Source organism: Planococcus notacanthi (genome assembly GCF_030407825.1).
GTDB classification, from domain to species: domain Bacteria; phylum Bacillota; class Bacilli; order Bacillales_A; family Planococcaceae; genus Planococcus; species Planococcus notacanthi.
The window spans coordinates 605861-621137 of record NZ_JASDCQ010000002.1 but is presented as its reverse complement, the minus strand read 5'-3'; the positions used below and the strand labels follow the sequence as shown (position 1 = coordinate 621137).

15 protein-coding genes and 2 riboswitches are annotated in these 15277 nt (G+C 45.2%); of the genes, 10 read left to right on the top strand and 5 right to left on the bottom strand.

Going from position 1 to position 15277, the window contains the following annotated elements; genetic code table 11:
- Positions 1-296: 296 nt before the first annotated feature.
- Together QMA01_RS10620 and QMA01_RS10615 are read right to left on the bottom strand one after the other, a co-directional pair.
- Positions 297-1559, bottom strand: coding sequence for a mechanosensitive ion channel (locus QMA01_RS10620; protein WP_290214947.1), 1263 nt, complete (start codon positions 1557-1559; stop codon positions 297-299).
- 142 nt (positions 1560-1701) lie between these two features.
- Positions 1702-2577 (bottom strand): DMT family transporter, encoded by an 876-nt coding sequence (locus QMA01_RS10615; protein WP_290214946.1) that lies wholly within the window; start codon positions 2575-2577, stop codon positions 1702-1704.
- Positions 2578-2681: 104 nt separating this feature from the next.
- On the opposite strand from QMA01_RS10615, the gene QMA01_RS10610 reads away from it, so the two are divergent.
- A complete protein-coding gene (locus tag QMA01_RS10610) occupies positions 2682-2912 on the top strand; it encodes a helix-turn-helix domain-containing protein (RefSeq protein WP_191715056.1) in 231 nt (76 codons plus the stop codon).
- Positions 2913-2975: 63 nt separating this feature from the next.
- Here the strand turns inward: QMA01_RS10610 and metX are convergent, their stop codons facing one another.
- Together metX and QMA01_RS10600 are read right to left on the bottom strand one after the other, a co-directional pair.
- Positions 2976-3989, bottom strand: a complete 1014-nt coding sequence (gene metX / locus QMA01_RS10605) for a homoserine O-acetyltransferase MetX (protein WP_191715055.1) — start codon at positions 3987-3989, stop codon at positions 2976-2978.
- Positions 3990-4001: 12 nt separating this feature from the next.
- On the bottom strand, positions 4002-5294 hold the full coding sequence (locus QMA01_RS10600) for an O-acetylhomoserine aminocarboxypropyltransferase/cysteine synthase family protein (protein ID WP_191715054.1): 1293 nt from the start codon (positions 5292-5294) through the stop codon (positions 4002-4004).
- 100 nt (positions 5295-5394) lie between these two features.
- A riboswitch (SAM riboswitch) is annotated at positions 5395-5511 on the bottom strand.
- 134 nt (positions 5512-5645) lie between these two features.
- On the opposite strand from QMA01_RS10600, the gene QMA01_RS10595 reads away from it, so the two are divergent.
- The 6 genes from QMA01_RS10595 (at position 5646) to pepT (ending at position 11769) form a co-directional block, all read left to right on the top strand.
- Positions 5646-6287, top strand: a complete 642-nt coding sequence (locus QMA01_RS10595; protein WP_191715053.1) for a glycerol-3-phosphate acyltransferase — start codon at positions 5646-5648, stop codon at positions 6285-6287.
- Positions 6288-6411: 124 nt separating this feature from the next.
- Positions 6412-6526: riboswitch (SAM riboswitch) on the top strand.
- A 135-nt stretch (positions 6527-6661) separates the two neighbouring features.
- Complete coding sequence (locus QMA01_RS10590) at positions 6662-7693, top strand: methionine ABC transporter ATP-binding protein (RefSeq protein WP_290183942.1); 1032 nt, start codon at positions 6662-6664, stop codon at positions 7691-7693.
- Positions 7683-8333, top strand: a complete 651-nt coding sequence (locus tag QMA01_RS10585) for a methionine ABC transporter permease (protein ID WP_191715051.1) — start codon at positions 7683-7685, stop codon at positions 8331-8333. Before QMA01_RS10590 ends, QMA01_RS10585 begins: the two co-directional genes overlap by 11 nt.
- Before the next feature lie 40 nt (positions 8334-8373).
- On the top strand, positions 8374-9207 hold the full coding sequence (locus QMA01_RS10580; protein ID WP_191715050.1) for a MetQ/NlpA family ABC transporter substrate-binding protein: 834 nt from the start codon (positions 8374-8376) through the stop codon (positions 9205-9207).
- 28 nt (positions 9208-9235) lie between these two features.
- Complete coding sequence (locus QMA01_RS10575) at positions 9236-10441, top strand: M20 family metallopeptidase (RefSeq protein WP_290214945.1); 1206 nt, start codon at positions 9236-9238, stop codon at positions 10439-10441.
- A 110-nt stretch (positions 10442-10551) separates the two neighbouring features.
- Entirely contained in the window at positions 10552-11769 is a 1218-nt protein-coding gene (gene pepT, locus QMA01_RS10570; RefSeq protein ID WP_290214944.1) for a peptidase T, read from the top strand.
- A gap of 456 nt (positions 11770-12225) precedes the next feature.
- Here the strand turns inward: pepT and QMA01_RS10565 are convergent, their stop codons facing one another.
- Positions 12226-13245, bottom strand: coding sequence for an STAS domain-containing protein (locus tag QMA01_RS10565; protein ID WP_290214943.1), 1020 nt, complete (start codon positions 13243-13245; stop codon positions 12226-12228).
- 233 nt (positions 13246-13478) lie between these two features.
- Here QMA01_RS10565 and QMA01_RS10560 point away from each other — a divergent pair, with 233 nt between their 5' ends.
- The 3 genes from QMA01_RS10560 (at position 13479) to QMA01_RS10550 (ending at position 15250) form a co-directional block, all read left to right on the top strand.
- Entirely contained in the window at positions 13479-13709 is a 231-nt protein-coding gene (locus QMA01_RS10560; protein ID WP_290214942.1) for a hypothetical protein, read from the top strand.
- Positions 13710-13815: 106 nt separating this feature from the next.
- The gene (locus tag QMA01_RS10555) at positions 13816-14709 is read left to right on the top strand and encodes an EamA family transporter (RefSeq protein ID WP_290214941.1); all 894 of its coding nucleotides are present in this window, start codon (positions 13816-13818) and stop codon (positions 14707-14709) included.
- 118 nt (positions 14710-14827) lie between these two features.
- Positions 14828-15250: a pyridoxamine 5'-phosphate oxidase family protein gene (locus QMA01_RS10550; protein WP_191715044.1), complete on the top strand. Its 423-nt coding sequence runs from the start codon at positions 14828-14830 to the stop codon at positions 15248-15250.
- Positions 15251-15277: the final 27 nt, after the last annotated feature.

Below are 15277 nucleotides of genomic sequence, written 5' to 3'. Positions count from 1 at the left end.
CAAGTCAACAGAATTTTTAAATTATTTAAATAACTATATCAGAAGTATTATTACTTTCCTAAAGGCTATTTCAACTCTCTTTCAAAGACTAATAACATATGTATAAACAGCATTAAATATGTATATTCTTGAGATATACAGATTTTTTCTGTATTTCAATATAATTTTTATTGTCTTATAAATAGTTGAATTAATTCCCATTAAATAATAAAACCGAATAATTATGCGGAAAAGCTTTTGAGAATAAAAAAAATCCCGAAGGGCAGCAATGGCCCTTCAGGGTTTTGATAATCAACTTATAGATTTGGTTTGTTGTTTTCCTTATCCATTTTGGCTTCCAGTTTCTCAAGCTGGCGCTTCGCAAATTCGCGGCCGCCAATACCGAAGGAAATGGCGAATGCTACGGCAAGCCCGGCGATGATGAACAAGAATGCCAAGTTCACAATATTGGTTGCGAAATTCAGCTGATCAAGAGTCATGAATACAGCAATGATGATAATTGCGTATTTGACAATGGCTCCAAGGAAGCGGTTGCCGGAAGCCTGCTTGATGTAATTTCCAAGCACGCTGCCCCCAATCAATCCGAGGCCCAGGATAATCAGTGAACTGATAAGCAATGGCAAGTAACCGATGATTGCTTCACCGATGCCGTTCAATACATCCAACTGCAGGACATTCATCGCCTCCACTGTAAAGAAGATGATGATGATCGCCTGCACCACTTTGCCGATGATATTCGCAATATCAAAGCTTGGCGTTTTGGTTTTATCAGGATTCAAGTAAGTCGAAAAACGGTTGATGCCTGTTCCATTCAAGAGGCTGATCAATAGATCGCCTACAAATTTAGCGATCAGGACACCCACCAAGATTAAGATGATCGCTACAAAAATATTCGGGATCATGTTCAATACTTGGTTAAGCATATTGACGATCGGCTCAGATATTGAACGAATATTCAAGGTTTCCAATGCAATCGTCAAGATAGGAATCAATACGATAACGAAAACTACATTTGCCAAAACGTTGGCCAATGTCGATTTATCGCCAGCATCCATTCTCGCTGTCCCTGTCGAAGCACCACCAGTTCTGTTGGTGAATTTGTTGAACCATTTATCGATATTGATCGCTGTCAAAAGGCTGAATACCAGATTTTTAACAAACTTGGCTACAAAGTAGCCGATGACCACAATAACGATGGCCATGAACAGATTTGGCAGGAATGCCAACAATTTGTCCATCATATTCGAGATTGGCTGTGCAACATTGTTCATGTCCAGGGCCTGCAGCACGCTTGGAATAAACAAGATAAAGATGAGGTAATAAAGAATTTTCCCTATAGAATCCAGTTTGCTGTCCGCATCTTCTTTTGTTTTAGCCATATGGCCTTTCACCATAGCTCGGTCTGCCCCTGCTTTTTTTAATCCTTTCGTAAAAATGGCCCGAACGATCGTCGCTACTATCCATGCGATGAGCAGTAATAATAATGCTCCCAGAACGTTTGGAATATAATCGATGATCGTGTTGCCGACTCCTCTGAAAGAATTTCCTACATCATTCATATACTCAACTCCTTTTTGTTTTTATGTATCCTTTCTACTATCCCCTTACCGCCCTCCTGGTAAACTCCTTCTCTAGCTGATCGGCAGCCAAAAGAAAAAACCATCCTTTTAAGGATGGTTTTCAGGAACAACGAAAGGACTTCTAAGAAGCAGGAACCCCTCTTCTATCGCCAATGGTCAAAATCAATATCCCACACAGAAGCAACCCGACTCCCAGCCACGACAGTCCGCTCAGCACTTCTCCGACAACCGCCACCCCTAAAACAGCAGCTGTCAGTGGCTCAGCCAATGACAAAGTGACTGCAGAAGAAGAAGGAATCTGCTTTAATCCAAAAGAAAAAAGCAGATAGGATAGACTGGTTGCACCAATCCCTAAATAGATGATCAGAGAAAAATTGAGCGGTATGGTTATGTAGCTTACATCAAACAGCAATAAAAATGGCAGCAGACAGCAAGCACTCAATGAAAAAATCACAGCGACTGCAGAAACAGTCTCCATCGCCTTGAGAACAGATTTACTTACCAGCGCATAAACTGCAAAAGAAAATCCAGCGCCCAAAGCCATAGCGATGCCCACCGGATCCACCAGTTGCTGGCCTTTATTGGCAAATAACAGCACGCAGCCGGTTAATGCCAGAAGCGTCGCACTTCCCCAGATTCGGTCAGGTTTTCGGTTTAAGGCTATCCACTCGATCAATCCTGTTAGTACAGGTGCGCTTCCGATGGTGACAACGGTGCCGATAGCAATTCCAGTCATCTGGACGGAAGAAAAAAATAAAGGTTGGAAAAGCGCCATACTGATGGCTGCAAGAATAGTGGCAGGCCATGGAATCGTCCGGACCGATAGTTTCCTGGCTACAATTACGAACAACAGTAAAGAAAAACCGCCAATTGCTAAACGAAAAGCGCCGATTGATAGCGGATGGACTGCTCCTTGAAAAAAAGACTGGGCTGTACCTGTGGTTCCCCATAAAATTGCAGCCAGCAAAACCAATAAATACGCCATATAATTCAACATCAACACCCCTATTTTTGAACTTCTTCTTCTAACATACCATGGCATCAATGGTTTGAGATAGCGGTCTTCTTCTATTATAATAAAAGAAAAGAGGAGGAGATCCCATGTATATGACAGTCCAGGAAACTGCCGCATTTTTATCCATGCCTGAAGAACAAGTCAATCGCTACGTATTGGAAGGCCGTATTCGCGCAGTCCATGATGGGGAGCAGTACATGATCAACACCTCTCAGTTCGGAACACATTTCCAACAGCTGGAACAGGCCAAGCAAGCGCTGGAGGAATGGCGAGCCACGCCGATTCCAGACGATGTGGATATCAAGGACGAGGATTAACCAAAAAAAACACCTGATGTGGGATTGGATTCCCGCCTCAGGTGCTTTTTCATCAAATCCCGCTTAGCGTGTAAGCTCTGGCACTAATAAGCTTTTTAATTTTTCTTCGATAAAGCCGCCCCATTTTTCAAATTCCACGAGAAAACCATCATGGCCAAAATCGGTTTCAATGATCTCCCAGCTCGCATCCTTTTGCTCTTCAAGCCAAGGAACCAGCAATTCACTCGGATACAGCAAGTCATGCGTAAATGATAGAGCATAAACCGGAACATCAAGAATGGTTTCTCCGATATCGTGTGTGTTCATTGCTTTCAGCAGCAACAGGTAGCTATTGGCATCAAACCGCCCTGCCAGCTTCTTCCCTTGGTAATTCAAATAAGACTGCACATTGAATTCTTCTCCGGCTTTGCTGCGTCCGAAGCGCTGATTGAACATGCTGCCGCTGCGATAAGTGACCATTCCGGCCATTCGCGCGATTTGAAATCCCTTCAGCTGATCTGAGCTTTCATAATTCCCTTCATTGAAATCCCTATCGTTTTCAATAGCTTGAATTCCAATATGGTTAAAGGCGAGGCCATAATCGCTGTAATAAGGAGTAACAGCCAATGGGAGAATGGCATCCACAAATTCAGGGTACAATTTTCCCCACTCCAAGGTCTTCATGCCTCCGAGCGAACCGCCCAACACTCCTGCAAGATGATTGATGCCTAGTTTCTTTAACGCATTATATTCTGCGCGAACCATATCACGTATCGTCAGGGTCGGGAACTTAGCACGGTATGGCTGCCCTGTTTCTGGATTAATAGACAATGGGCCTGTTGATCCGTGGCTGCCTCCCAACACGTTAAAAGTGATCACTTGAAAAACATCTGTATCCACCGGCTTGCCTGGTCCGATTAACCCTGCCCACCATCCCGGGTTTTCTTCGGATCCTATTGCATATTGATCGCCCGTCAATGCGTGGCAGACCAGCACAGTTGGAGCATTTTCATCTCCATGACGTTCGTATGCCAGCTCTACATGATTTATCGTCTTCGTTGAATCCAGGGTTAATGAGCCAATGGATACTGTCGCCATTCAAATCCCTCCTTAAACGTTTTCCAAAACTGCGGCCTGAATGGCCTGCTCCAAATCGGCGATTAAATCTTCCGGATTTTCCAAACCGACCGATAAGCGGATCAATTCTTCCGTTACACCCGACGATTTCAGCTCTTCATCATTTAACTGCTGATGTGTAGTTGAAGCCGGATGGATGATCAACGACTTGGCATCTCCTACGTTCGCAACATGGGACCAGAGAGCCACACTGTCGATTACTTTGCGGCCCGCCTGCCGTCCGCCTTTGATGCCGAAATTGACAATCGATCCGAAACCGTCATTTTTCAAGTATTTTTTAGCCAATTGATGTGATGGATGATCTTCAAATCCAAGGAAGTTGACCCATTCGATCTGCGGATGCTGCTTCAAGTAGTCTGCAACAATTTGAGCATTGCTGCTGTGTTTCGGAATACGCAGGTGCAAAGTCTCCAGTCCTTGGAGCAAGGCATGTGCACTTTCCGGGCTCAATGAAGGACCGAAGTCACGAAGCAGCTGGACACGCAGTTTTGTCGCAAATGCAGCATCCGGTACATCGATGCCATAACGCAATCCGTGATAGCTTTCATCCGGCTGTGTGTAATTCGGGAAACGTGGATTGTCCCAATTGAATTTTCCTGCATCCACCGCAACACCGCCGATGGTCGTGCCGTGTCCACCAATCCATTTTGTAGCGGAATGAATGACCACATCAGCACCGAACTCGATCGGGTTGCTGCCATATGGTGAAGCAAATGTATTGTCAATCAATAAGGGAAGCCCGTTTTCATGGGCGATTGCCGCTACTTTCTCTACATCAAAAACGTTCAGGCTCGGGTTGCCGATAATTTCTCCGAATACCGCTTTTGTCTTATCGGTGATTGCCGCTCTAAAGTTTTCAGGATTGGTTGCATCAACAAATATGGTTTTAATGCCGTAACGCGGCAACGTATTGGCGAATAAATTATAAGTGCCGCCGTACAGGTTGCTGTCCGCTACGATTTCGTCTCCTGCTTCAGCAATATTTAAAATGGAGAACGCAATTGCCGCCATTCCTGAAGATAATGCGACTGCAGCAGTCCCGCCTTCCAATAACGCCACGCGCTGTTCAAATACATCAACTGTCGGATTCATGATGCGTGAATAGATATTGCCGGTGTCTTTCAGGCCGAAAAGGTCTTGTGCATGCTGCGTATCTTTAAACACATAAGAAGTGGTTTTGTAGATCGGCACCCCTCTCGATCCTGTTGTTGGATCCGCCTGTTGTCCGCCATGCAGCAATAAAGTTTCTGGTTTTAAGTTTGTCATTTTCTATTCCCCCTAATTTTTTTATTCATGAAAATCACCGAAGAGGACAGCAAAAAGCCCCCTTCGCTAAGAAGAGGGCCGTAAATTACGGAGTTACCTCCTCTCATCTGTCAGAACCTATCGTTCGGTTCTGTAGGAATTAGCACCTTTCCAGACATGGTCGTCTGTTGGTTGCCGGGCATCACAGGGCCTATCCCTCCGCCACTCTTGATAAGAGTTATTAAATTTAGTTTTTAGTCTTGTTGAGAAGTATAAAAATTTTAACAAGGTTTGTCAACCCTATTAGTCAAAAAATTTTGAAACCTTGTTTCTTCCCAAACGTTATCTTCTAGTATAGAAGGAGGAATGAATATGCTTGGATGGGTTCTGCTGTTGTTTATCGCAGGCTATGGAATCGGTTGTTTGCACGGTTCCCTCGCAGCACAATTTTTATCTGGGGTGAATGTCAAAAAAGAAGGCGTCAAAAATTCCGGTGCTTCCAATGCCGCCATCGTGCTGGGTTGGAAATACGGTTTGCTGGTTGCTTTGATCGATATTATTAAAGGCTTTGCCGCTGTCGCAGCTTGTCGTTTTCTGCTGGAAAAGGGTGCCTTTTCCCCCGAAATCATTTGGACTTTTCTATTTATAATAGGTGCCGGTGTCGTATTCGGCCATAATTTCCCATTCTATATGAACTTCAATGGCGGCAAAGGCACGGCTTCGGTGATCGGTGTCATGCTGGCACTGGACTGGAAGCTCGGGCTGGTTGGCCTGGCACTGCTCATCGGTGTTTCGCTTGCGACCAATTATTTGGTCATTGGTGTACTGGTCCTTTACGCAGTCTATTTTGTTATCGCTTTCGGTCCTGCCGTCGGACCATGGCCATTGCTGACAGCTTGTGCCTTATTTGCTATGGCCATATGGAAACATAGCGAAAATATTATTCGAATAAAAAATGGAGAAGAGAAGAAAGTTTCCTCCATTTTCAAAAAGAAACCAACAAAACCAGTCTGAAAGCGGTTCCAAACTCATTATTCTCTTCATTTCAAAGATTGTGAAATAAATATCAATAATTCCCTTGACTTTTTTGTTATTTCACCATAAAGTAAGAACCACGAATCGAATAGCATACATCACTTTCTTATCAAGAGAAACCGAGGGACAGGCCCTAAGACGTTTCGGCAGCAGATTTGTTTAAAAGCAAAAACTGTGCCAACTCCTGCAGATGCTCTAAAGCATTTGGAAGATGAGAATTAGATGGTTTCAACAGGAGCCCTCTTTTTTCTTATGGATGAGAAAAAAGAGGGCTCCTTTTCCATTTTCTCAGAAGAATGTGAGACACCGTCGATTTAATAAGATCCATTACAGCATGAGGAGGTTCAATCACCATGATTCAATTCGAAGGCGTCGCCAAGACCTACCAATCCGGGAAACAAGAAATCCATGCCTTGAACGGGATTGATTTGACCGTCGAAACCGGCGAGATTTACGGAGTCATCGGCTTTAGCGGAGCCGGAAAGAGTTCATTGATCCGCACCGTGAACCTGCTTGAACGTCCTTCTGCAGGACGCGTCTTAATCCAAGGGAAAGACATTTCCACTCTATCCAGCAAAGAAATCCGAACCATCCGTAAGGACATCGGCATGATTTTCCAGCATTTCAATCTGTTGAGTTCAAAAACGGTTTACCATAATGTCGCGATGCCATTGCTGCTCGCTAAGACATCGAAAAATGAAATTGATGAACAAGTGAAGCAACTGCTGGACTTTGTCGGACTGGCCGATCAGGCACAAAAATATCCCGACCAGCTGTCAGGCGGACAAAAGCAACGCATCGGCATTGCCCGAGCGCTTGCAACCAACCCTTCCGTTCTGTTATGCGATGAGGCAACATCAGCGCTCGACCCCCAAACGACCAAGTCGATTTTGGACCTATTGCGCAAAATCAATAAAGAATACAATATCACCATCCTGCTCATTACTCATGAGATGGGAGTTATCCGGGAAATTTGCGATAAAGTGGCTGTGCTTGAAGCAGGAAAAGTGATCGAACAAGGCAGCGTCTTCGACATTTTCTCAAATCCGCAGCAGCCGACCACCCAACGGTTTGTCCGTTCTGTCATGAACGATGAACTTCCGGAAACCCTGCTTGCGCAAATCCGCAATGCCCAAAGCGATAACGCGATCTATCGACTGCAGTTTACAGGAAATTCCGTCGGCCAACCGTTCATGTCCCGTGTCTCGCGTGAATTTAAAGTTGACTTGAACGTGCTGTTCGGCAACATCACCGAGTTGCAAGGTGTTCCATATGGCAACTTGATCGTCGAATTTGCCGGCGAACCTAGCGAAATCCAATTGGCTTTGTCCTCTATCCGGAAAAGCAATATTGATATAGAGGAGGTCAATGATTATGTCCGTTAACTACGATCAGATTTTAGAAGCTTTATGGGAAACCATTTACATGACCGGCGCGGCATTCGGCTTTTCCCTATTGATCGGCTTCCCGCTTGGCATCCTGCTGGTGGTCACCCGCAAAGGCCATCTGCTGGAAAATGAACCGGTTTCCAAAGTATTGAATATCGTCATCAACATATTCCGCTCAGTTCCATTCATCATCTTGATGGTTGCCATCATTCCGTTGACTCGCCTGATCGTCGGCACGTCCATCGGAACTGCAGCCGCCATCGTCCCACTGGTCTTTTACGCAGGACCTTATATTGCAAGACTTATCGAAAACTCCTTGTTGGAAGTTGATAAAGGGGTCATCGAGGCAGCTCAAGCCATGGGAGCCACGCCGATGCAGATCATTTTCCGCTTCCTCATTCCTGAGGCTTTGAGTTCACTGGTTCTGGCCTTGACCATTGCGATTGTCGGCCTGATCGGAGCGTCCGCAATGGCAGGCGCTATCGGGGGCGGAGGCCTTGGCGATTTGGCCATCACTTACGGTTACCAACGATTCGATACGCTTGTGATGTTCATCACCGTCGCAATTCTCGTCGTACTCGTACAAGGCGTCCAATCGCTCGGCAATGTATTATCACGAACTGTCAGACGCAATTAAAAAATAAAAATAACCTAGAAAAAAACTGGAGGAATTACTCATGAAAAAAATTACAGCATCCGCATTATTGGCAGTTTCAGCTTTGGTCTTGGCAGCTTGCGGAGACGACAGCAGTTCAGAAGGAAACACGAAAGTGACGCTTGGCATCAGCGGTTCCGATACTACTATCTGGGATTACATTGCTGATAAGGCAGAAAAAGAAGGAATCGATTTGGAGATTCAAACCTTTTCTGATTATGTCGCGCCGAACCTGGCACTTGCCGAAGGCGAACTTGATTTGAATGCATTCCAAACTATTTCTTACTTTGATGAATTCGTCACAGAACACGATATCGACATTGTTCCGATCGGTTCTACGGTAATTGCGCCGATGGGCCTGTATTCCGATAAATATGAGTCGATTGACGAAATTCCTGAAGGCTCCCAAATCGCAATGCCGAACGAAGCCACCAATATGGGCCGTGCCCTGTTGCTGCTTGATGAAGCGGGATTGATCACGCTTTCTGAAGATGCCGGCCTTACCGGAACAGCAGAAGATATCATCGACAATCCAAAAAACATTGAAATCATGCCGATGGTTTCCGGCCATACCCCTCGTGCTTTGCCGGATGTCGCAGGATCGGTCATCAATAATGGTGTCGCAGTTGATGCCGGCTTGAATCCGACAGAAGATCCGATTGCCGGTGAAAGTGATACAGCTACCCCTTATATCAACTTGATTGCCGCAAATGCGGAAGATGCCGATAATGAAGCTTACTTGAAAATCGTTGAATTGTATCAGCAAGAAGACACAGCTGATTTCATCATCGAACATACAAAAGGGGCTCAGATTCCGACTGTCGTGACAGTTGATGAACTGGTCGATTACCAATAAAACAAAACCTAACTTAGGAGGAGTTCCAATGACACTTATCAAGGAAGCAGTCCAATCCATTTCCCAGTCCATCGATTCCAAGAGCGAGATTTACATTGAAACAAGCCAAGCGATCCACGCAAACCCGGAAATCGGCAACCAAGAGATTTTCGCCAGTTCGTTATTGATTAAACGGCTTGAAGACGCTGGATTTAATGTCGATAAAAGTGTCGCCGGGCATTACACTGCTTTTTTTGCCAGCAAGGAAAGCACACTTCCCGGTCCGACAATTGCTTATCTTGCCGAATATGATGCACTTCCTGGAATTGGCCACGCCTGCGGCCACAATATCATTGGAACAACCAGCGTTGCTGCGGCTATCGCACTCGCAGAAACCTTAGAGTCAACCGGCGGCCGTGTGGTTGTTCTTGGAACTCCTGCAGAGGAAGGCGGGCCAAACGGCAGCGCCAAAGGCAGTTTTGTCAAACACGGCCTGCTCGAAGGCATTGATGTTGCTTTGATGCTCCATCCTTCAGGGAATTCAGCTGTCACAGGCCCTTCTCTTGCAGTCGATCCCTTGGAATTCCATTTTTACGGCAAACCAGCCCATGCAGCCGGCTCGCCTGAAGAAGGCATCAATGCGTTGGATGCAGTGCTTCAATTGTTCAACAGCATCAATGCATTGCGCCAACAACTGCCATCTGACGCTCGGGTTCACGGAATCATCACCCATGGCGGCGATGCACCGAACATCATTCCGGAATACGCAGCTGCCCGTTTCTATATCCGCGGAGATTCCTGGAAGAAAACATCGGATACAGCCCGCAAGATCCGGGCGATTGCAGAAGGCGCTGCTCTGGCAACCGGTACGACCGTGAAAATCGAACGGTTCCAGAATGAAGTACGTGATTTGGTCATCACCCCTGCTTTGGATGCAGTTGTCCGCAGCGAACTCGAAGCACAAGGCGAGACGGTGGCAGATTCCCGCATTTCCGGCCTTGGTTCCACCGATGCCGGCAATATCAGCTACGAAGTCCCTACTGCCCATGGCTACATCAAAATCGGCCCTGAAAGTTTGATTGCCCACACCGAAGATTTCCGTGAAGCCGCTAAATCTGAGGATGGTGACAGAGCTTTGATCAAAGGCGCTAAAGCCTTGGCCCATACCGGCTATCGCCTTCTGACAGAAACTGTTCTTCTGGATCAGGTGAAAGCTGCACATGCCGAAGCCGTGAAAGCAAAACAAGAGAAGTAATGGAGCGATGTCCTGAAGGGGCATCGTTTTTTTATTTGTGTCCAGAGTTTTCATCATTTTCCTGCTTCATGCTAAAATATGATTAGCACTTAATTTAGGAGGAATTTTACATGTTGGAAACCTTGATCGAACGGCTGGTCCGTTATGCAAAAATTGATACACAATCTGATTTCAATAGCGAATCCACCCCTTCTACCGCAGGGCAATGGGACCTGCTTCATGAACTGGAAAAGGAAATGAAAACAATCGGACTTACGGACGTCGGCATGGATGAAGCCGGGTATCTGTTCGGTACACTGCCTGCCAATACAGATCGGGAAATTCCGGTCATCGGTTTCCTAGCACATGTTGATACCGCAACAGACTTTACCGGAAAAAACGTCAACCCTCAACGCATCGACAATTATGACGGCCAAGATATCCCGTTGAACGACAGCATTGCGATGACAGTATCGGATTTTCCGGCGCTTAAAAATTACGTCGGCCATACTTTGATTACCACAGACGGGACAACTCTTCTCGGTGCTGACAATAAAGCCGGGGTTGCTGAAATCATGACCGCTATGGAATATTTGAATGCCCATCCTGAAATTGAACACGGAACCATCCGTGTTGCTTTTACACCTGATGAGGAAATTGGACGCGGCCCCCATAAATTTGATGTGGAACGCTTTGATGCTAAGTATGCTTACACCATGGACGGCGGTCCTCTTGGCGAATTACAGTACGAAAGCTTTAATGCCGCAAGCGGCAAGTTGATTGTCCAAGGCAAAAGCGTCCATCCGGGATCTGCAAAAAACAAAATGGTGAATGCCCAAACAATCGCGATTCAATTCCAACAGGAAATGCCGAAAAACGAAGTTCCTGAATTGACCGAGAACTATGAAGGATTCATTCACTTGAACAACTTTATCGGCAATGTGGAAACAGCGGAATTGACTTACATCATCCGTGATTTCGACAAAGAAAAATTTGAAGACAAAAAACGGCATATGCAGGCAGTTGCCGAAAAACTCCAGCAGCAATACGGGGAAGAAGCTGTGCGTTTGGAAATCGAAGATCAATACTATAATATGCGTGAAAAAATCGAACCGGTCATGGAAATCGTCGATAATGCAGAACGTGCAATGACGGCATTGGGCATCAAACCGGATATTGTGCCTGTACGCGGCGGTACAGATGGCTCACAATTGTCCTACATGGGTCTTCCCACTCCGAACATTTTCACAGGTGGAGAGAACTATCATGGGAAATACGAATTCATTTCTGCTGAAAACATGGAAAAAGCAACGCAGGTCATCATTGAAATCGTGAAATCCGCTAAATAAAAACAGCATCAAAAGGGCGTATTGGACTGGATCCCATACGCCTTTTTTGATTTAGTTTTGTTTTTCTAAACTCCAACGCACAGTTGTTTGAACCATAACCCAACCTGGTCATGCTCCGCAGAGCTACAGAGGCGCTTCCGCTTTTCTTTGTCCAGCTTCATCGGCCAACTCCTCGGGACATAAGCTGTTTTGGCTGTGCGGCTGAAAACACGCCGCTTCGCCAATCCATCTTATGCCTGTCGGAGCTAAGCGGCCGAATCAGCTTTTCTTTATTGTCCAGCTCCAGCGCCTAGAACCTCGGGGTCTTAAGTCCGCTTGCCTGTGCGGCTGAAAACATGCCGCTTCGGCAAACTGCCTTAAGCCTGTCGGGGGTCCGCAGGATGCGGATCATATAAGCGTTGCGACAGGAAGTCGCGCATTTAGCTTACGTTCCCCAAACAGGCGCTTCCGCTTTTCTTAGATAATACTTCTTCCGTTTTGCGCCAGTGCGTAATGAATGCCGTGCTGCAAGGTTTGGAAACAGTTGAATTTCGACAGATCGATGGCCGACTCTGTAATGGTCATGCTCATCTTCGCTGAAATCCCTACCAATACCGTTTGTGTCCCGATCATGGCTGCTGTCAATCCGAGTTTTTCAATCAGCATCGCAGCAGGCTGCGTAAAATTGTTGTTTAATCCTGTCAGATCTAAAATCAAATACTTGGCTTTATGCGTCGGCAGGTTCTGCAAGGTTTTCACCAACAGCTCTTCTGCCCGCGCTTCATCATAACTGCCCAATAACGGAACCACTACAATGTCTTCAAGAACCGGGATGAGCGGGGATGAAATCTCTTTGATCATTTCATTTAGTTCCCGCGTTTTTTCATCCACCAACCGTTCCAGCTCATTGATTTTTTCCGCTTCTTTCAGACGGGACAGATGATGGATGTTCTTTTCAATCGTCTCTTCCGAAGGGAAATACTGAATAACGCTTTCTTCAAAACCGTCCAATTGATGATGGACAACTTTATACCAAATATTCTGTTTGAACAATGAGGAGAAAATACCTGCATAATGGGCAGGCAGAAAACTGCCTCCTTGCTCTTTCCCTTGCGCGATGTTAATGGTGTGCTCCCAACTGTTTTTCAGATGCACTTCAAGTGTCTGGGTTTCTTCGTTAAGTTCTTTAATTTCCGCTAATCCCCATCCTGCAGATGCATATGTATTGGTGATCAGGCCTGCAGCCTCTTCTATAGAAACGCCTTTCATGCCCTGGAAATATTCTCCCACTACAAGCCCTTGGCGAAATCCAGTTGATTCCAGTACGACGTTTGCCGCGTCTTTCCCTGAAATCTCTTCTATGGAATCAAAAAACATTTTCATTGCTGATGCAGTCCAAAAAAGAACAGATTCCTGTCCTTCAAATAAGAAACGGCCTTCAGCCAAATCCCATTCAAAATTCAAGCCGCCTACTGTTATTGCTGGTTTTATATCCATTTTGAAGCCCCTTTCGTTCATTGGTTCTATTTTACCACATTGGTTATATAGCTTATGGCCATCATGCTATTTTTTAATCTTCCCTTAAATTTTCTTTCCAATCCAGATAAATATTCTACTAAATCTCCATACTTGCTCATACAATAATACAGGAAACGCCAATAAGCTTCATGTTTTAAAAAATTTCATTAAAGGAATACAGAGAATAACACTAAAAGGAAGAGGTGCTTTACATGTCAGACAAAAAATCATTCGATCAGGAAGACCGCAAAACAAGAGACGGTGCTTCTATGGATAATCCAGAACAGTCAAAAACAGATAAAAAAAGCCTTTCCGAAATGCATGAAGAGGAAATGAATGTCGATACCATTCCGATTGAAGATTTAAAACAGGAACAGCAGGAAGAAAAAAATCCGCGTGCCACGAAGAATAATTCTTCCAGCGAAGAGAAGTTTCCTGAGTAATCAATATGAATTTTCGTAAAAGTGAATGCTTTCAAAAAAGACCGCTGAGGCTATGCTCAGCGGTCTTTTTATGCTATGCTTCTCATTTGAACAGGAGTGAATGAAGATGAAAAACTGGATTTATCCACTTATGGTAGTCATAGCAGCAAGCTGCTACGGTGTGCTTTCGACCATTATCAAAGTGGCTATGAAAAATGGATTTACTGCTGCAGAAGCAGTGACCGCTCAATACTTTATCGGGTTCGCATTAGCGGCTCTTTTATTTTTTGTTACACAACGCAAAATGCCTAGAATTAAAGGTTGGAAGATTTTGGTTCTGTCAGGCAGTTTTACAGCTGCTACCGGGATGGTTTATGCGCATTCGCTTAACTATCTGCCGGCTTCACTTGCTGTAGTTCTGCTGTTCCAATTTACTTGGATCGGCATGTTCCTTGATTGCATTGTCCACCGCAGATGGCTGAAACGGGCAGAAGTCATTTCCTTGATCTTTTTGTTTGCCGGTACCTTATTGGCAGCCGGCATTATCGGAACCGACTTGAGCGGCATTCCTTGGCAAGGATGGGTCTGGGGAATGGCTGCGGCTTTTTGTTTTTCAGCGTTCATGTTTGTCAACGGCAAGAAAATTGAAGGCATGGATACGTCAGCCCGCCTGTTTTATGTATCGCTCTTTGCTGCAATCGTTGTCGGCTTGTTCCAAACCCCTGAAATCGTTTGGAACGGGCAATTGTTCAATGAAGGCCTATGGGTTTACGGATTGTTGCTCGGATTTTTCGGTATCATCATGCCCATCTATTTCTTTTCCGTCGCGGTGCCGCATGTCGGTTCAGGAATTGCGTCCATATTGAGCGCCATGGAATTGCCGGTCGCTGTTATCGCATCGGTTCTTATCCTTAACGAAGTGCTATCACCTCTTCAAATTGTTGGGATTTTCATTATTTTAATCGGCATGGTGCTGCCAAGTGTATTTAATCGCACCCCCAAAATAGTTGAACAGATTTAGGCCTGCTGCCCGGCAGGCTTTTTTCACGTGTTTTTATTCCGTTTGATGTAATTCGCTTTATGTTTAGTTCGGACTCAAAAAGGAATAGATAAGTACAAAGACAAAAGGAGTGGTATGGATGAATCAGGAAGATGTTAAAAAAGCAGCATTGAAGATTTTGGAGGATAGCTATATCGGTACTTTAGCAACAATTAAAGGCAACAAACCCCATTCTCGCTATATGACTTTTTTTAATGATGATTTCACGCTCTATACGGCAACAAGTAAAAAGACACAAAAAGTAGATGAACTGGAAGCGAATCCGCATGCCCATATTCTTTTAGGCTATGACGGCGAAGGGGTCGGCGATACCTTCCTGGAAATCGAAGGCAGCATGTCCCTGAACGACGATCGCGAAATGATCGACAAAGTATGGAATGAGCATCTGGAAGGCTGGTTTGAAGGGCCCGACGATCCAAACTTGATTATTTTAGCCATCAAACCTGACCGTGTCCGTTTAATGAATAAAAAAGGACAAGAGCCGCAAGTGCTGGAATTGTAAATAAAAAACGGCTCAATTGTTTGAGCC